Source organism: Perspicuibacillus lycopersici, assembly GCF_025660475.1.
Taxonomy (GTDB): domain Bacteria; phylum Bacillota; class Bacilli; order Bacillales; family Caldibacillaceae; genus Perspicuibacillus; species Perspicuibacillus lycopersici.
The window spans coordinates 221830-239514 of the sequence record NZ_JAOUSF010000004.1 but is presented as its reverse complement, the minus strand read 5'-3'; the positions used below and the strand labels follow the sequence as shown (position 1 = coordinate 239514).

General features: G+C 36.9%; 16 protein-coding genes and 1 riboswitch. Of the genes, 8 read left to right on the top strand and 8 right to left on the bottom strand.

Features of this window, described 5'->3' with window-relative positions; genetic code table 11:
- Positions 1-286: 286 nt before the first annotated feature.
- Positions 287-1045, bottom strand: a complete 759-nt coding sequence (gene map / locus OEV98_RS13265) for a type I methionyl aminopeptidase (RefSeq protein ID WP_263073801.1) — start codon at positions 1043-1045, stop codon at positions 287-289.
- A 260-nt stretch (positions 1046-1305) separates the two neighbouring features.
- Here map and OEV98_RS13260 point away from each other — a divergent pair, with 260 nt between their 5' ends.
- Positions 1306-1629 carry a helix-turn-helix domain-containing protein gene (locus OEV98_RS13260; RefSeq protein WP_263073800.1) on the top strand — a complete coding sequence of 108 codons (324 nt, stop codon included), beginning with the start codon at positions 1306-1308 and terminating at the stop codon, positions 1627-1629.
- A gap of 100 nt (positions 1630-1729) precedes the next feature.
- On the opposite strand, the gene OEV98_RS13255 is transcribed toward OEV98_RS13260, so the two are convergent.
- Entirely contained in the window at positions 1730-1861 is a 132-nt protein-coding gene (locus OEV98_RS13255; RefSeq protein WP_263073799.1) for an anti-repressor SinI family protein, read from the bottom strand.
- Positions 1862-1890: 29 nt separating this feature from the next.
- Positions 1891-1981, bottom strand: a riboswitch (cyclic di-GMP riboswitch).
- A gap of 308 nt (positions 1982-2289) precedes the next feature.
- Between OEV98_RS13255 and OEV98_RS13250 the strand changes: the two genes are divergently transcribed.
- From OEV98_RS13250 to OEV98_RS13235, 4 genes are all read left to right on the top strand, one after another.
- Positions 2290-2619 (top strand): helix-turn-helix domain-containing protein, encoded by a 330-nt coding sequence (locus tag OEV98_RS13250; protein ID WP_263073797.1) that lies wholly within the window; start codon positions 2290-2292, stop codon positions 2617-2619.
- 76 nt (positions 2620-2695) lie between these two features.
- The gene (locus tag OEV98_RS13245; RefSeq protein ID WP_263073796.1) at positions 2696-3934 is read left to right on the top strand and encodes an aminopeptidase; all 1239 of its coding nucleotides are present in this window, start codon (positions 2696-2698) and stop codon (positions 3932-3934) included.
- Between the two features lie 80 nt (positions 3935-4014).
- The gene (locus OEV98_RS13240; protein WP_263073795.1) at positions 4015-4332 is read left to right on the top strand and encodes a YbjQ family protein; all 318 of its coding nucleotides are present in this window, start codon (positions 4015-4017) and stop codon (positions 4330-4332) included.
- A 224-nt stretch (positions 4333-4556) separates the two neighbouring features.
- Positions 4557-5120: a beta-class carbonic anhydrase gene (locus OEV98_RS13235; RefSeq protein WP_263073794.1), complete on the top strand. Its 564-nt coding sequence runs from the start codon at positions 4557-4559 to the stop codon at positions 5118-5120.
- Between the two features lie 144 nt (positions 5121-5264).
- Here OEV98_RS13235 and OEV98_RS13230 read toward each other — a convergent pair whose 3' ends face one another.
- Complete coding sequence (locus tag OEV98_RS13230; RefSeq protein ID WP_263073793.1) at positions 5265-5963, bottom strand: TerC family protein; 699 nt, start codon at positions 5961-5963, stop codon at positions 5265-5267.
- 345 nt (positions 5964-6308) lie between these two features.
- Positions 6309-7640: a polysaccharide biosynthesis protein gene (locus tag OEV98_RS13225; RefSeq protein WP_263073792.1), complete on the bottom strand. Its 1332-nt coding sequence runs from the start codon at positions 7638-7640 to the stop codon at positions 6309-6311.
- A gap of 393 nt (positions 7641-8033) precedes the next feature.
- On the opposite strand from OEV98_RS13225, the gene pflB reads away from it, so the two are divergent.
- Positions 8034-10262 carry a formate C-acetyltransferase gene (pflB, locus tag OEV98_RS13220; RefSeq protein ID WP_263073791.1) on the top strand — a complete coding sequence of 743 codons (2229 nt, stop codon included), beginning with the start codon at positions 8034-8036 and terminating at the stop codon, positions 10260-10262.
- Positions 10263-10553: 291 nt separating this feature from the next.
- Entirely contained in the window at positions 10554-11297 is a 744-nt protein-coding gene (gene pflA, locus OEV98_RS13215) for a pyruvate formate-lyase-activating protein (RefSeq protein WP_263073790.1), read from the top strand.
- A 191-nt stretch (positions 11298-11488) separates the two neighbouring features.
- Here pflA and OEV98_RS13210 read toward each other — a convergent pair whose 3' ends face one another.
- The 4 genes from OEV98_RS13210 to OEV98_RS13195 all read right to left on the bottom strand — a co-directional run bounded on the left by OEV98_RS13210 (position 11489) and on the right by OEV98_RS13195 (position 15180).
- Positions 11489-11839 carry a hypothetical protein gene (locus OEV98_RS13210; protein ID WP_263073788.1) on the bottom strand — a complete coding sequence of 117 codons (351 nt, stop codon included), beginning with the start codon at positions 11837-11839 and terminating at the stop codon, positions 11489-11491.
- Between the two features lie 204 nt (positions 11840-12043).
- On the bottom strand, positions 12044-13261 hold the full coding sequence (locus OEV98_RS13205) for a DUF819 family protein (protein WP_263073787.1): 1218 nt from the start codon (positions 13259-13261) through the stop codon (positions 12044-12046).
- A gap of 140 nt (positions 13262-13401) precedes the next feature.
- Positions 13402-14409 (bottom strand): LLM class flavin-dependent oxidoreductase, encoded by a 1008-nt coding sequence (locus OEV98_RS13200; RefSeq protein WP_263073785.1) that lies wholly within the window; start codon positions 14407-14409, stop codon positions 13402-13404.
- A 105-nt stretch (positions 14410-14514) separates the two neighbouring features.
- Positions 14515-15180 (bottom strand): SIMPL domain-containing protein, encoded by a 666-nt coding sequence (locus OEV98_RS13195; RefSeq protein ID WP_263073784.1) that lies wholly within the window; start codon positions 15178-15180, stop codon positions 14515-14517.
- 171 nt (positions 15181-15351) lie between these two features.
- On the opposite strand from OEV98_RS13195, the gene OEV98_RS13190 reads away from it, so the two are divergent.
- Entirely contained in the window at positions 15352-16908 is a 1557-nt protein-coding gene (locus OEV98_RS13190; RefSeq protein ID WP_263073783.1) for an ABC-F family ATP-binding cassette domain-containing protein, read from the top strand.
- Positions 16909-17685 lie beyond the last annotated feature (777 nt).

Here is a 17685-nt window from a genome sequence, read left to right as displayed (position 1 = left end):
TAAGCGACGAACAAACCGGAGCAAATCCGCAAGAGATAAAGGAAACACGGTTAGTTTACGAACCAATGTTGACTTATATTACGGAGTATTGGTGAAATTTGCTAGTAGCGAGACAGCCGCAGCTGGCTACGTTACACGCTCAAATAGATGACGCGGAGTTATTCATTCAGCGGGCTTTTTACAACCACTATCATGATAAAACAACCAAACAAACACACCCTTACCGATAAAAAAAGCAAGAATCTTTAAAGAATCCCTGCTTTCTTCTTCCGATAAGGGTGTGTTTTTATTCTATCGTGTCTTGATCTGTTAAAAGGATTGGACCATCCTTTGTAATGGCAATCGTATGCTCATATTGAGCAGAATTTTTCCCATCAATTGTTCTAGCTGTCCAACCGTTCGCATCCATTTTTGAAAGATATTTCCCTACGTTCACCATTGGCTCAATCGTAATGACCATACCTTCTTTAAGACGAGGACCTTTTCCTGGTAAACCAAAATGCGGAACATCTGGTTTTTCATGAATGGAAGGACCGATGCCATGCCCGATAAATTCGCGTACAACAGAAAATCCTTCTTTTTCTACGTAGGTTTGAATCGTATGACCAATATCACCAATACGATTACCTACTACCGCTTTTTCAATCCCTTTATAAAGTGCTGTCTTTGCTACTTCTAGCAAGTGTTTATTTTGATCAGATATTTCCCCAACCGCATATGTCCAAGCAGAGTCAGCAAGAGCGCCATTTAAATTAACGACCATATCAACGGTAACAATATCGCCTTCTTTTAAAGGTTCTTTACGAGGAAACCCGTGGCAAATTTCATCATTAACACTTGCACACGTTGCATATTTATAACCTTTATAACCCTTTTGCTCAGCCGTTGCGCCATGCTTAGTTAAATACTCATCTACAAAAACTTCGATATCCCAAGTAGTAATACCTGGTTTAATTAACTTCGCAATTTCTTTATGAACAGATGCAAGTAATTGACCTGCTTCTTTCATCATTTCAATTTCACGTTTTGATTTTAAAACGATCATGATTTACACCGCCTTATAATACTACAATAAATTTAAACCCATTTCCCTATTGTACTATTAAATACTGGATTGTTCTAGTATGAACCATTTTAATGTAATTATCCGAAATTTAGGTAGTGACCATAAGAAATGGAGGCTCTTACTATCATATGAAAAGTCTGAAAGAAATTGATTCCTGTAATTGTTCTCTTTATGGAACACTTCAAATAATTATGATATAATTTTTTTACATCATTTTTTTGCAAGGTGAGTGAAAAGTCATGATAGGTGACCGTGTAAAAAATCTACGACTAGAACGGAAAATGTCTCTTTCTGAATTAGCTGAAAAGGCAGGAGTAGCAAAATCCTATATAAGCTCCATTGAAAGAAATTTACAAAGCAATCCTTCTATTCAATTTTTAGAAAAAATATCTAACGTACTTCATGTACCGATTGATTATTTTTTAAACGAAGATCCAACAAACAGTGAAACATTGGATTCCGAATGGGTAAAGATTGTTCAAGAAGCCATGAATTCTGGTGTTTCAAAAGAACAATTTCGAGAGTTTTTAGAATTTAATAAATGGAGACGCAGTCAAAATTAAAGCAGCGTCCAAAGAAAAAATCGCCAATCTATTCCTATTATTAATAGAAATAAATTGGCGATTTTTTATCATCACGCACAGTTCTCAGGGATTAGATTGTTTAGTCTAGTTTGGGTGTTTTTAAAAATGCACGAATCTCTTCTACCGTTATCCCCATTTCAAAAGCTTCCTTTATTAAAAGCATCCACTCCATGTCAACCTCACAATTCGTTTTTATATCTGCATTTTGCAAATAATATCCCCCCAAAATCCCCCTGTATTTCAGGTAGCCCAGCTATCATGGTACCGCAATTGGTACTTTAGATCTGTGACTTTGCGCCCTCCTCTTTCAAAGAGTTAGCCTTTTTCTGTTTTTTCTTTCTATTATAAGTTACTTTTCTCGAAATGTATGCAAAAAAACACGTTATTTCGTATACCAATTACTTTCAAATATTGACAAGATAAGACAAAATTCTCTCCTCCTTCTTGAAAAAATACACGATTAGGCAAGAAACATGTAATATTTCCAATCTGCTCATGCCCGATATACCGTTAGGCATATAGAACTAATCGTGATACCTTACAAAAATCTTTTTTTTGAATCACCAAAAAGTACTATTTAAAGAACGATTCGTTCGTTATAATATATTTATTGATAAGAAAAGGGGGCGTTTACACCGGATGATTGGAGAAAGAATTAAACTATTGCGGATTCAACAAGGGTTATCGCTAAATGAATTATCCCATTTAGCCAATGTCTCAAAATCCTACATTAGCTACATTGAACGCGGTATTCAAAAAGATCCATCACCACACATCATATCCCGCATTGCAAAAGTATTAAATACTAACATAGAGGAGCTTTTTGCTGACGCAATTAACGATTCTTACTTTTTAGATAAAGAATGGATTGATTTATTGCAGGATGGTGTTCACTCTGGATTAAATAAAACGGATTTTAAACTGTATATTGATTTTATTAAATATCGGAAAAAACATTCATCCTACTAATTAGCCTGTTTATTCATATTCAAGCAATCTATCTTTTGCTAAAATGAAGGTATACCATTGGAAAGAGGGGAAAACAATGAATGACTTCGAAACAAAATTAGATAAATATGCGGAGCTAGCAGTAAAGGTGGGCGTTAATATCCAACAAGGGCAAATACTTTCGATTAGTGCCTACATACATAGTGCACCACTTGTCCGGAGAATAGTTAAAAAAGCATATGAGGCTGGTGCCAAAGATGTTTTTATTGAATGGGCGGACGAGGAAATTACCCGAACAAAATATGAATTAGCACCAGATGATACCTTCGAGGAATATCCAAAATGGCGTGCAAGCGAAAAAAATGAATTAGCAGAAAATGGGGCTGCATTTATGTCCATTGTATCCTCTAGCCCTGATTTATTAAGTGGCATTGAGCCAAGTAGGATTACGGCATTTAGTAAAGCTGCTGGTAGTGCATTAACTACTTTTCGTCAATATACGCAATCCGATAAAGTCAGTTGGACGGTAATCGGAGCCGCTTCACAATCATGGGCAGATAAAGTTTTTCCAGAAGTTGCGGAGGAAGAACGTGTTACTAAGCTTTGGGATGCCATTTTTAGCGCATGTCGAATTGATACAGCTGACCCTGTTGCTGCATGGAAATCCCATGATACAAAATTACATAAAATTGTCGATTACTTAAATAATAAACGGTATGTGAAGCTTGCTTACACAGCTCCTGGAACTGACTTAACGGTTGGCCTACCAGAAAGGCATGTTTGGGTTGGTGCTGGCAGCGTGAATGTCCAAGGGAATGCTTTCATGGCCAATATGCCAACGGAAGAAGTATTTAGTGTACCACAACGTGATGCGGTCAATGGCTATGTAACTAGTACGAAACCATTAAGCTATAGCGGAAACCTAATCGAAAACTTTACCATTACTTTTGAAAACGGAAAAATTGTCAATGTAAAGGCAGAAAAAGGCGAAGCTATCCTTAAACAGCTAGTGGAAACGGATGAGGGTTCCCATTATTTAGGCGAGGTAGCATTGGTTCCACATAATTCACCAATATCCGAGTCCAATGTGCTATTCTATAATACATTGTTCGATGAAAATGCCTCCAATCATTTTGCCATCGGGGCAGGTTATGCATTTTGCGTAGAAGGTGGTAAAGAAATGAGCCAGGAGGAGCTACTAGCAAATGGTGTAAACACCAGCCTTACCCATGTAGACTTTATGGTTGGTTCTAGCGAAATGAATATTGATGGCATAAAAGCAGATGGAAGTAAAGAAGCGATTTTCCGAAATGGGAACTGGGCATTTGAATTTTAGCTTTCCAATAAATAAATGAAACTTTATGTCCTGTTTTCTCGTAATACTATGACAAACCATTTTTTGGAGGGAAATCAACAATGATCGTATCAACAACTAGTACGTTACAAGGAAAAGAAGTTGAAAAATACATAGGCATCGTATCTGGAGAGGCAATTATGGGGGCAAATGTCGTTCGTGACTTTTTAGCGAGCGTAACTGATATTATTGGTGGCCGTTCGAGTGCCTATGAAGGAAAACTTGCAGAAGGAAGAGAAATCGCAATCCGCGAAATGACAAGTAAAGCTTCCCAAATGGGAGCAAATGCTGTCATCGGTGTAGACCTCGACTTTGAAACATTACGTGACGGCATGATGATGTGCATCGCAACTGGAACTGCCGTATATGTAAAAGAATAACCAAAACAAAAACACGACCAATGCTCTATCGACAATACAGCATGGTCGTGTTTTAATTATGTTCACGGAGTCATTTTCTTGCTCTTATACATGACAGAGAGTATACTAGTCGGCAGAATGAATACACTCCGATTTTTTGGAGACTTTGTGTATTCCGCTACTTAGCTTTTCATATTTATTAACAGCTTTACATATTAAAAAGTGTATATGAAGGAGGAATTCCAATGCCAATACTACATGAAATACTTGACTACAACAAAAAATTCGTTGAGGAAGCAAAATACGAAAAATACGAAACCGATAAATATCCAAATAAACGAATTGTCATCCTTACCTGTATGGATACGCGGCTTCAAGAACTACTACCAGAAGCGATGAACTTAAAAAATGGCGACGCCAAAATCCTACGCAATGCTGGCGCCATGATTACTTCCCCATTCGGAAGTATTATGCGCAGTATATTGGTTGCAATCTATTCATTAAAAGCTGAAGAAGTATTTGTAATCGGTCATCATGATTGCGGAATGTCTGCCATGAATAATGAAGAAATGACAGCAGAAATGAAAAAGCATGGTATATCTGAAGAAACATTACAGACTTTAACAACAGCAGGGATTCCATTGGATCAATGGTTCACTGGCTTTACTAATGTGGAGGACAGTGTCAAGCAAAGTGTTGATATCATAAAAAATCATCCACTACTTGCAAAAGACATTCCAGTCCATGGACTCGTTATTGATCCAGCCACTGGTAAGCTTGATGTAGTTGTTGAAGGGTACGAAAACTAAACAAAAAAATAAGACTACACCAGCTTATGATGAACACATTTATAAGCTGGTGTAGTCTTTTCTTTTTATCGGTTGACTGTATACACGAAGATTCCCGCTCGTATACAGTCTACATACTTTTATAAATAGCAACAAACCTTTACATTAATGAGAAGTTGAGCCTGCTGCTTCCATTTTTTTATTTTTTAAATAGCCGAAAATTAATACAAGTGCAGTGACAATAATTGCAAACACATACGTAATTGGCCCTTTTTCAATGTTCAGCCAGCCTGCAATTTCTTTGTCCTCAATAATCATTGTACCTGCTGTCCATGCTAATATACCTGAACCAACATAAGCAATCCAAGCATATTTTTCCATAGCTCGAACAATCAGCTTCGAGCAGAAAATCATAATCGGAATACTAATTAATACCCCAATTGCAATTAGCGTAACATGTCCACCAGATGCACCTGCAATTGCCACAACATTATCAAGACTCATAACAGCATCCGCCATTATAATCGTCCCAATTGCCTGTAATAAATTATCTTTTGCCTTAATATCAGCTTCTTCCTCATGATTTACAAGTACTTTATATGCAATCCAAAGTAGTAATAACCCACCAATAAAGTGAACAAATGGAATTTTTAACAAAATGGCAATTACACCAGCAAATAGGATACGTAATACTACAGCTCCTCCTGTTCCCCAAAGAATCGCCATATTTCGTTTATTATCAGGCAATTTTCTAGTTGCCATTGCAATAACAATCGCGTTATCACCGGATAAAATAATATCAATCGCAATGATTTGTAGTATAGATAATAGTGTTTCGGATGACCAGATTAATGCTAAGTCCAATGAAGAACCTTCTTTCCTAATTTTTTGGTAAAAAATGGTGATATTTTAATAGATTCCAATTAATGGAATTTCACTAAATTTGTATAATACTATAGCCTTTTTAAGAAAAAACTATAACGTCATAATTTTACTCCCATTTTTCGACAGATTCAATTATTTTATCTGTTCGCATCTTACCACTATTTATTCCATTTGCAATTTCATTTAGCATTATTTTTATAAAAAAACAATTGCCTTATGCTCGGGTTTCCTTGGAAAACCGTCGAACTATTTCCACCTTTGTACGTAGTGGTTATTTTTACATAAAAATATCCCCATAGGAAATACCTATGAGGATTGATTTTTTTAATCAATTAACGGTTCCTTGCGATGCATCGATAAGGAAATGCCAATCTTTTTACATACGGTAAAATAATGAAGCAACATTAATACACATGCTCCTGCATTCATCCCAATAATAATTCCATCCATTTGAAATTCGTGATTTGATCCTAGTAGGAACATAATACAAAACGCGACAATTGTAGCCCATACATTGTGAAGTAAGGCATCCTTGACAAGTCCCATGCCAATTAAAAATGCCTGCAACGGAATCGTGAAATAATGCAGCAAAAAATATGGCCATAATAGCTTCAAATAATATGGTGCTGATAAAGATTCCACGAATAATTTCGATAACGGCTCTGCAAAAAAAGTTATCGCAATACACACCGGAATTCCGTATAGCAGCGTCAGCCGTATTACTTGCTTAAGTAATGTTATTAATCGACCTTGATCTTTCACTGCATAGGATTGCGATACTGCTGGGATTAATGCAGTCATTAACGAATGTGCCATAAATGCCGGGAAGAAACCAATTGTAACCGCCACACCAGCAATCATCCCGAAATGTTCGGTTGCAGCTTCTAACGAAAAACCTGAAATTACTAATGCTTGTTTAATTAAAAAGGGCTCAATTGCATTAGTAACCGAATGAAAAATTCGCATGCCTGTCGTCGGTAACGCGACTTCCATCAAATTTTTCATTATATGTCTTGTTGGCATTTTCTCTGAGTACGGGTAATTTTTTAACTGCTTTAGCTGTAAAAAATAGGCACTAATAAGGTAAATAAATACAAGCACTTCCCCACCAATAAAGGAACAAATCGCAACAAGTATCGCAACTTCTATTTGAAAATCAAACATTTGATAAATAAACACTAATAAAAATAACTGCATCCCTCGTCGAAATAAATTGGCAATCGCAATCTTCCCCATTTTTTGGACTCCCATAAAATATCCGCGCGCAATGGAGGAAATCGAAATAATGGGAACTAATATTAAGATCATCCAGCGAATTAGCGGATGAACATCACTAAAAAATGGGATCATCGTAAATATAAGTGCTGCGACCGCTAACAGAACAACCATAAAAATAAGTGCTAGCTTCATCGCGGACTTTAGCATCGATAAATGGTACTTCTTGTCCCTTTCGGCAACAAATTTCGAAATGGATATCGGCAATTCCAGGCTTGCAATAATCATCACTAAACCAATCACTGGTGCAATCGACATATATTGGCCAATCCCATACTCTCCCAGTTCTTTAGCAAGCACTAAATTTATTAAGAATTCAATACATTCGCCGAAAAAGGCGGCACCTGCTAAAATTATCGTTCCTTTTAAAAATGAACTCATTCTGTCTCTCCTTCTTCACGATTTCCAATAATAATGTGTATGAGACAAGTTATTAAAATATTATTCTATTCATTAATACAATTTTGGAAATACCTAACTATCTTACTGATACAAACATATTTTCTCCCTATTATTTGCGAGATTGTGCAAATGTGAACATTGTTTGAAAATGACAGAAAAATCGTTATAAAGTCTCTATTTGACTGCAATATTCACTTTACATTAGCCACCAAAGTGGTATTCTGTAAGTGTAATAAGATTGTGTAACAATGAACAAATGTTTTTTTCCTGTACTAGTTTCACTAATTATTTTTTGTATCTGTTGTATAAAAATTATTTTTTTACGTAAGTTTGCTCACTAATTCACAAATAATTTTATAGGAGGATTTCTATATGATTCATTGGGAAGGCTTTAAAAAAGGTGTTTGGCAAGATGAAGTAAATGTTCGTGATTTTATTTTGAAAAACTTCACTCCTTATACTGGAGATGAAAGCTTTTTAACAGGACCAACAGAAGCTACAGCAAAGCTTTGGGAACAAGTGATGGATTTATCGAAGCAAGAACGGGAAGCAGGCGGTGTCCTTGATGCTGATACAAAAACTGTTTCTACTATTACCTCTCACGGCCCTGGGTATTTAAACAAAGAGCTGGAAACAATCGTTGGTTTTCAAACAGACAAACCATTCAAGCGTGCATTAATGCCATTTGGTGGTATTCGGATGGCTAAAACAGCATTAGAATCCTATGGATTCGAGCTAGATTCTGAAGTAGAAGACATTTTCACACAATATCGGAAAACACATAACCAAGGTGTTTTCGATGCTTATACTCCAGAAATGCGAGCAGCACGTCATGCTGGTGTGATCACTGGACTTCCAGATGCATATGGCCGTGGCCGTATCATCGGAGACTATCGTCGCGTAGCACTTTACGGTGTCGATTTCTTAATGAAAGAAAAACAAAGAGAATTTAACTATATTGGCTCTCGCACGATGAGTGACGATGTCATCCGTGATCGTGAAGAATACAGTGAACAATATCGTGCATTAAAAGAATTAAAACAAATGGCACAAAGCTACGGATACGATATTTCTCAGCCTGCTAAAAACGCGCAAGAAGCGATTCAATGGGTATACTTCGGTTACTTAGCAGCTATTAAAGAACAAAATGGTGCTGCGATGAGTCTCGGTCGGGTATCCACTTTCTTAGATATTTATATTGAACGTGATATTCAAAACGGAACATTAACAGAGCAAGAGGCACAAGAGCTTGTCGATCATTTTGTAATGAAATTACGTCTCGTAAAATTTGCTAGAACACCAGAATACAATGAATTATACAGTGGCGATCCAACTTGGGTAACGGAATCCATTGGTGGTATGGCACTTGATGGTCGTCCATTAGTGACAAAAAGCTCCTTCCGTTTCTTAAATACATTAGACAATTTAGGACCAGCACCAGAACCAAACTTAACTATTCTATGGTCTACAAGCTTGCCAGCGGCATTTAAACAATATGCTGCAAAAATGTCGATTAAATCAAGCGCAATTCAATACGAAAACGATGATATGATGCGGGAAATTTACGGCGATGATTACGGTATTGCATGCTGTGTATCTGCTATGCGAATCGGAAAACAAATGCAATTCTTTGGTGCTCGTGTAAATATCGCAAAAGCATTACTATATGCAATCAACGGCGGGGTTGATGAAAGATACAAAACACAAGTAGGACCATCGTACGCACCAATTACTAGCGAGTATTTAGACTATGATGAAGTAATGAAAAAATACGATGTAATGTTAGATTGGCTATGCGAATTATACGTAAATACATTAAACGTTATCCACTATATGCATGACAAATATAGCTATGAACGACTAGAAATGGCTCTACATGATCGAGAAATTCTCCGTACAATGGCTTGCGGAATTGCCGGATTGTCTGTAGCTGCTGACTCACTAAGTGCCATTAAATATGCAAAAGTAAGAACCGTACGTGATGAAAACGGCTTAGTAATTGATTACGTGATTGAAGGCGACTATCCAAAATACGGAAATAACGACAATCGTGTAGACGATATTGCTGTCGGTCTGGTAAAAGAAATCATGAACAAAATTAGAAAACATAAAACATATCGTGGTGCTGTTGCAACACAATCTGTATTAACGATTACATCGAATGTTGTATATGGTAAGAAAACAGGTAGCACACCAGACGGACGGGAAGCTGGTAAACCATTTGCACCAGGCGCTAATCCTCTACATGGTCGCGATACAAAGGGTGCCCTTGCTTCTTTAACATCGGTAGCAAAATTACCTTATGAAGCATCATTAGATGGAATTTCCAATACCTTTACGATTACACCAAAAGCACTTGGCCGGGAGGACGAAACACAAATTAATAACTTAGTAGGAATGTTGGACGGATATGCTGTAAAACGCGGACATCATCTAAATGTGAACGTACTAAATCGTGATACATTATTAGATGCAATGGATCATCCAGAGCTATACCCACAATTAACAATCCGGGTATCTGGATATGCGGTTAACTTCATTAAATTAACACGCGAACAACAAATTGACGTAATTAACCGGACATTCCACGAATCCATGTAAACAGAAAACCAAAATCACCAGTTTAGGGACGTACAAACTGGAGCCCTTCGAAATGAGATAAAGGAACACAACGCGCGTGTGAGTTGATGTTTACTTATCGTAGTGGAAAAGCGTGAAGTTTGTTAGTCCCTTGGCGATATAGCCGGATCAATACCGTGAGAGCTACTTGATTGGCATCGTACCAACTTATAGCATCAAAGTAAAATAAAATAAAAGTATGAAAAATAGAGAAGTCGGGGCAGCAATCTTCCCTCCAACTTCTCTAATAAAATTTGCAAGGAGGATTTTATCATGGTAACAGGTCGTATCCACTCAGTTGAAACTTTTGGTGCAGTCGACGGACCGGGTTTACGGTATATTGTTTTCACACAAGGATGTTTATTACGTTGTCAATATTGTCATAATCCAGATACTTGGAAAATCGGAAACGGAAAGGAAACTACTGTTCAAGAAATAATGGCTGATTTAGTAGATTATTTACCATTTTTTGAAGCAACAGGAGGCGGCATTACCGTTAGTGGTGGGGAACCATTACTACAGATGGACTTTTTGATTGAGCTTTTTAAAGAATGTAAAAAGCTCGGAATTCATACAACAATCGATAGCTCCGGCGGTCCTTTCTCCCGTAGGCATCAATTCATGGAAAAACTCGATGAACTGCTCGGGTATACGGATTTAATTTTACTAGATTTAAAGCATATTGACAGTGCGAAGCATAAAATTATTACCGGTTTACCTAATGAGCATATTCTTGATTTTGCCACATACTTGTCTGAAAAAAATATACCAATTTGGGTTCGGCATGTGCTAGTACCAACTTTGTCTGACTTTGATGAGGATCTTATCTGCCTTGCAGATTTTATTAAAACATTGAACAATGTACAAAAGATTGAAGTACTCCCCTATCATATAATGGGTATTTATAAATGGGAATCGCTTGGCTTGCAATATAAGCTGCAAGGTGTGGAGCCGCCAAGTAACGAACAGGTGGAAAATGCAAGAAGGATTTTAAATGGTGGTTTAGTTGAGCTTTAACCATGTAGCAATAAAATCACCAGTTACGTCAAATAGACCGGAGGACCATCCTACAGAAGAAATACCATCCATAATCCCTGTGGGAATTCGAGCAACTTCGTGTAATCCTTCTGTTTTCCCCTACTTATCGCCAAAAAATGTTCAGATTTTATTCTGGACATTTTTGTTTATTTCTTCCATTTACCATTTCCTTACATCGAAGTAATAAACACCATTAATAATTTTAACATCGCTAATAAAATACTAAGTAAAATTGTTAGGGTAGCAATAATTACATAGTTTTTAATTTCCATCATCCCATAAATAAGTCCACATAAGACAGTTGCCCACCAAAGAATGTCAATTGATACTTCATTTAAATTTGCTAGTTTGTCCATAAAAAATAATGCAAAAACTAGTATTTGTAGTGCAAATATAACAATTCCGATGAAAGATAGTTTATTATTTGTTCCACTTTTTCGTTTGCGTAAAGTGGAAGCAACGATGATAGATAGAAATACGAGAAATAGGACAATTGCCATTATTGTACTAGTAAATGACATCAAGTTTCTCCTCTCCTTTTATTTTCACGTAATAAATATCACTAGTAAAAACAAAAATTTCTAAATCTTATATAAATAATTTACCATAGAATTACCATTTATCTAAAAATTTCCGTAAAAAAAATAGGATACAAATCTTTTACGAATTGTATCCTTACGCGTAATGCTACATAAAAAGCTAGTAGATTATTGGCTAGGAGCATACTATAACATGCTTTCAAATAAATAACCCATCATACTTCCGATATAATTTCCGATAATATAACCTAAAGTACCGACAAGCATAATTGGAACGATTAATCTTGTCCACCCTTTTGCAATGGCCATTGCTGCTGCGGTTGTTGGACCACCGATATTAGCATTACTTGCGAGGATCATGTCCTCTAAATTAAACTTCAATAGCTTCCCGAATCCAAAGGTAATTAGCATATTAATCAGTACTATAATAAACACAAATACTAATAACAGTGGTGCATTACGAATCAATTCTGGTATAGATGCAGGGACTCCTATTACTACGAAAAATATGTAGATAAGAAACGTTCCAAATTCTTGCGTACCTTGTAGCTTTTCAAAAAATCTCGAAAATGTTGTAACAACAATAATAGTAATTGTCGTCAACATTAAGTATTTATCTCCAAAAATTCCCGCGAGGATATTCATGAATACTGATGCATCATCTCCTGATGGAATGATGGATGCAAAAATCTCTGCTAATTTAAAGGAAACCGCAACAATTGCAAAGGCACTTCCAAAAGCAAAGGCAATATCTTTTAGCGAAACTGACTTTGGTTTCCAATACGAAGATGCTTGTGTTTCTCCAGCAGCCTCGTTCCTTTCTACCTCATCAATATGTGGGGTTTGAAATTTTTTTCGGAAAAATGGAATCGCTGGAATTGCCATTAATACAAAGAAATATACTGCCATCATTAAATTATCTGCAACGACTGCTGCAGAAACCATTTCCCCTGGTGTATGAAATTTTACTGACAAAGCAGCAAAATTGATGCTTCCACCAATATAGGAGCCCGTCATCATCGCACCAATTTTATCTAAAAATGGAATGGTATCCTTTAATGCTATAAATGCTAAGTAAACCCCGATGACAGTTCCTACCGAACTAATGAGAAACAGCAGTAATAGTCGACCACTTTCATTCCATATCTTTTTCAAATTGGCTTGAAACAATAGTAACGGAATTGCAAGTGGGACAACATAGCTCCATACCGCATCATATGCTGGCGCTGCTGTTGGAATAATATTTATATTAGCTAATATAAGCGCACCAATTAATGCAATGACTGCACCTGATATTTTTGCCGCCCATTTATATTTTTGCTCCAAAAAAATACTAAGTGCTGCCCAACCAACAAGAAACGCCCACAGCAGCCAAGTATCCTCTGGCTTAATCAAACTATCCATCTATCTCATCCTTTACTACATCTATATTTGATATAAGTTATCTGAAAATACTTTTTTTATTATAGCATAAGCGAATGGCATTGATTTAACATTTTTATTAAATGTTGGTAACAACATAGCTCTTTATTCCAATTTCAATTTTAGCTTCCTAGTTGAAAAGCTGCTGCTAATAATTCAATACCTTTCATTCGCTTGTCCGCTCCTGGAAAATTCGGGACAATCGTCAGCTCATCGGCATGATAATATTCAGCTAATTGTAGTAGTTCTTCCTTTACGTTACTAGGTGTTCCAATAATTGCTCGTTTCCGAAGCTGGCTCACCTTTTGTTGCTCAAAGGAACTAAATATATAGTTTTTAGCTGTTTCTACAGATGGGAAATGCATTGGATTTTTCGCTGTTTCAATAGCTACTAACCACATAAAGAACGCTTGGGCTAATGATTCTGCCTCTTGCTCGGTTTCTCCAATAATAACAAAAACAGCTACCCCTACATTTGGGTTATTTTGAAATATCGATGGCTGGAAATTTTGGCGATATTGTTGAATAACCTCTTTTCCTGTAGGTGAAGGATGGAAGAAATGCGCATAAATATAAGAGGTTCCATTTTCGGCGGCAATTTTCGTACTTCTACCTCCCGCTCCAAGCATCCATACCTCTGGCTTTGACTCAATGGCAGGAGTCGCAATTAATTTTTGAAAACGATGCTCCGAATCAATGTCATCCGTTAAATATTTGATAATATCGCCTACCTGCTGCTCGTACGGTAGCTTCGTTTCTCCTTTTTCCTCGTGCAATGCTGCTTGCACTAATCGCCCACCTGGACTATTGCCAATACCTAAGTCGATTCGATGCGGATGAAGTGCCTCTAGCATTCGAAAATTCTCAGCAATTTTATATGGGCTATAATGGGGAATCATGACCCCACCTGAACCAATCCGTATCCGTTTCGTAACAGTTGCTAAATACATCATGAGCATTTCTGGCGTACTGCTAGCGATGGAATATGCATAATGCTGTTCCGGTACCCAGAAACGTTTATATCCTAATTGATCCGCTAATTTAGCCAACTCAGCTGTTTCATGCAAAGCCTGACTAGGACTAGATCCTTCATCCACTAGTGAATAATCCAATATATTTAATGACACCATGCTACAAGCTCCTTTTTTCTAAGCTAATACTGTGACTATTTTCTACTATGGAGGATGAAATAGCAACTAATCGGACCTAAAATCATACGCCAGGCTTCCACTCCATTAATAAGCAAATTTCGCTAAAATAACGGCTTCAATCTCTAATGTACCTGGCTGAATCGGTGTACTCGCAACTTTTTGAACAGTAAATGCTTGGTAGGGGATAGGAGCAATTTCCGTTTGTGCCTCGGTAACCTCAAATGGAATTAAAGCAAAAGATACTCCTAATGCTCTAGCAAGCGTACCCGCCTTTTTTTGTGCATCTTTTACAGCCTGTGCCAATGCCTCATGATATTTTTCCTTTCGGGCTGTTGTATCAAAGCGAATGTTATAAATAATATTTGCGCCCGCTGCGATAACTGCATCGACAATCACTCCAATTTTTTCAATATCGCGAACTTCTACCTCCAATAAATGTCGCACCTCATAGCCTCGAAAAATTTGTTTCCCTTCAACATAGTCATAGGCGTTATCGATTCGAAATTCCACTGTTTGGATACGATTTCTGGCAATACCTAAATTTAAAATTGCGGCAATCACATTCGTTGAAATTCGATTATTTTCTGCTTGTGCGGTTTGTAATTGTGGATTTTCCGTAATTACACCAATTGTTATAAACCCCATATTTGGTTCTGTTTGTACTTTTCCTTCTCCTGATACCGAAAGAACATTTACCTCCCTTCTTGCATATATTTGGCTTGGTAATTGATTTCGAAAATAACTATACATCTCCTTTATCCCCCTCTTTTCCCTTTCAAATGCCAATTGTTAAATTTTATGTCTACCCCAATGAACATAATCTCGCTATAATAAAGATTATGCATAGGAAATAAAAAGCGCGTCTATTACTTTTGATAACTAATTAGAACGTTTAACTATTTTATATAGAAGGAGCTATTTATGAGTATTTTAACAGTGGAAAATTTAAGCCATGGCTTTGGTGATCGCGCAATATTTAATCAAGTATCGTTCCGTCTTTTAAAGGGAGAACATATTGGACTTGTTGGAGCAAACGGAGAAGGTAAATCTACCTTTATGAATATTATAACTGGAAAGCTTCAGCCAGATGAAGGTAAGGTAAACTGGGCAAAAAAAGCGCGAGTTGGTTATCTTGATCAGCATGCAGCCCTGTCCAAAGGAATGACCATTCGGGATGTGTTAAAAAGTGCATTCCAATACCTTTTTGATATGGAAACAGAAATGAATGCATTATTTGGAAAAATGGGTGATGCAACACCCGAGGAGCTAGAAAGCCTCCTTGAGGAAACTGGTACAATCCAAGATGTACTAACGAATAATGATTTTTATTTAATTGATTCGAAGGTAGAAGAAATTGCCCGCGGTCTTGGGCTAAATGATATTGGCTTAGATCGGGATGTGCATGATTTAAGTGGTGGCCAACGAACGAAAGTATTATTGGCAAAGCTACTTTTAGAAAAACCAGATATTTTGCTTCTGGACGAGCCGACAAACTATTTGGATGAGCAGCATATTGAATGGCTGAAACGCTATTTGCAGGAATATGATAATTCATTTATTTTGATTTCTCATGATATACCATTTTTAAATAGCGTTGTGAATTTGATCTATCATATGGAAAATCAAGAATTAAATCGCTACGTTGGGGATTATGACGATTTCTTAAAAGTATATGAAATGAAGAAGCAGCAATTAGAAGCAGCATATAAAAAGCAACAACAAGAAATCGCGGACTTAAAGGATTTCGTTGCAAGAAACAAAGCTCGTGTTTCAACCCGTAACATGGCAATGTCTCGACAGAAGAAATTAGAAAAAATGGATGTTATTGAGCTTGCCCAGGAAAAACCAAAACCATCGTTTCGCTTTAAAGAAGCCAGAACTGCTGGACGAGTGATTTTCGAAACAAAGGATTTGGTTATTGGTTATACTGATCCATTATCTAAGCCATTAAATTTACGAATGGAACGCGGTCAAAAAATTGCTCTCGTCGGTGCGAACGGAATCGGGAAAACGACTTTATTACGTAGTATTTTAGGAGAAATTCAACCGGTATCTGGCTCAGTGGAGCTAGGCGATTATTTGCATATCGGCTATTTCGAACAAGAAATTAAAACCGCTAATTACAATACGTGTATTGAAGAGGTTTGGAACGAATTCCCATCGATGACCCAATACGAAGTACGCGCAACATTGGCGAAATGTGGATTAACGACGAAGCATATCGAAAGCAAGGTGGAAGTATTAAGTGGTGGGGAAAAGGCGAAGGTACGGATTTGTAAGCTAATCAATAAAGACACTAACCTACTAGTACTCGATGAGCCTACGAACCATTTAGACGTAGAAGCAAAAGAAGAACTAAAACGCGCACTCCAAGACTACCACGGCAGCATTCTTTTAATCAGCCATGAGCCTGAATTTTATCGTGACGTTGTAACAGATGTTTGGAACTGTGAGAATTGGACAACTAAAGTATTTTAATTTGTAAAGGTATAGAATCAACAGCTTCGCATGTTTGCGGAGCTGTTTTTAGTATGGTTTTGTTAGCTGGAAGGAGGTTAATCTTTTTCTCGGTATCAAACGGATTTCGGGGGATTTATTGTGTTCAGAATCCCTTTGTTTATCGGCATCAACAGGAATTCTAGCAATCTTTTCTTTCAGATTCCTTTTGATCATCGGCATCAATAGGATTTCTTTCTATTTTTCCTTCCATAATCCTTTTGATCATCGGCATCAACAGGATTTCTAGCAATTTTTTCTTCCAGAATCCTTTTGACACTATTCATCAATAGGATTTCTAGCAATCTTTTCTTCCAGAATCCTTTTGATTATCGGCATCAACAGGATTTCTAGCAATCTTTTCTTCCAGAATCCTTTTGGTCATCGGCATCAACAGGATTTCTAGCAATCTTTTCTTCCAGAATCCTTTTGACACTATTCATCAATAGGATTCCTACCTATCTTCCCTCCAGAATCCTTTTGACAACAACCATCAATAGGATTTCTACCTATCTTTCTTTCCAGAACCCTTTTGATAACATCCCTCTACACGATTTCTACCTATCTTTCCCTCCAGAATCCTTTTGACATTATTCATCAATAGGATTTCTTCCTATTTTTCTTTCCAGAATCCTTTTGACAATGACCATCAATCGGATTTCTTCCTATTTTTCTTTCCAGAATCCTTTTGACAACGACCATCAATCGGATTTCTCCCTATTTTTTCCTCCAGAATCCTTTTGATACCTTTCATCAACA

What these genes read in the sequence shown, in the direction of transcription:
- OEV98_RS13235 (WP_263073794.1), top strand. Translation starts at nt 4,557, where the DNA reads ATGCCAATACTACATGAAATACTTGACTACAACAAAAAATTCGTTGAG.
- map (WP_263073801.1), bottom strand. Translation starts at nt 1,045, where the DNA reads ATGATCGTTTTAAAATCAAAACGTGAAATTGAAATGATGAAAGAAGCA.
- OEV98_RS13225 (WP_263073792.1), bottom strand. Translation starts at nt 7,640, where the DNA reads ATGAGTTCATTTTTAAAAGGAACGATAATTTTAGCAGGTGCCGCCTTT.
- OEV98_RS13245 (WP_263073796.1), top strand. Translation starts at nt 2,696, where the DNA reads ATGAATGACTTCGAAACAAAATTAGATAAATATGCGGAGCTAGCAGTA.
- OEV98_RS13195 (WP_263073784.1), bottom strand. Translation starts at nt 15,180, where the DNA reads ATGTATAGTTATTTTCGAAATCAATTACCAAGCCAAATATATGCAAGA.
- OEV98_RS13200 (WP_263073785.1), bottom strand. Translation starts at nt 14,409, where the DNA reads ATGGTGTCATTAAATATATTGGATTATTCACTAGTGGATGAAGGATCT.
- OEV98_RS13205 (WP_263073787.1), bottom strand. Translation starts at nt 13,261, where the DNA reads ATGGATAGTTTGATTAAGCCAGAGGATACTTGGCTGCTGTGGGCGTTT.
- pflA (WP_263073790.1), top strand. Translation starts at nt 10,554, where the DNA reads ATGGTAACAGGTCGTATCCACTCAGTTGAAACTTTTGGTGCAGTCGAC.
- OEV98_RS13240 (WP_263073795.1), top strand. Translation starts at nt 4,015, where the DNA reads ATGATCGTATCAACAACTAGTACGTTACAAGGAAAAGAAGTTGAAAAA.
- OEV98_RS13250 (WP_263073797.1), top strand. Translation starts at nt 2,290, where the DNA reads ATGATTGGAGAAAGAATTAAACTATTGCGGATTCAACAAGGGTTATCG.
- OEV98_RS13210 (WP_263073788.1), bottom strand. Translation starts at nt 11,839, where the DNA reads ATGTCATTTACTAGTACAATAATGGCAATTGTCCTATTTCTCGTATTT.
- pflB (WP_263073791.1), top strand. Translation starts at nt 8,034, where the DNA reads ATGATTCATTGGGAAGGCTTTAAAAAAGGTGTTTGGCAAGATGAAGTA.
- OEV98_RS13190 (WP_263073783.1), top strand. Translation starts at nt 15,352, where the DNA reads ATGAGTATTTTAACAGTGGAAAATTTAAGCCATGGCTTTGGTGATCGC.
- OEV98_RS13260 (WP_263073800.1), top strand. Translation starts at nt 1,306, where the DNA reads ATGATAGGTGACCGTGTAAAAAATCTACGACTAGAACGGAAAATGTCT.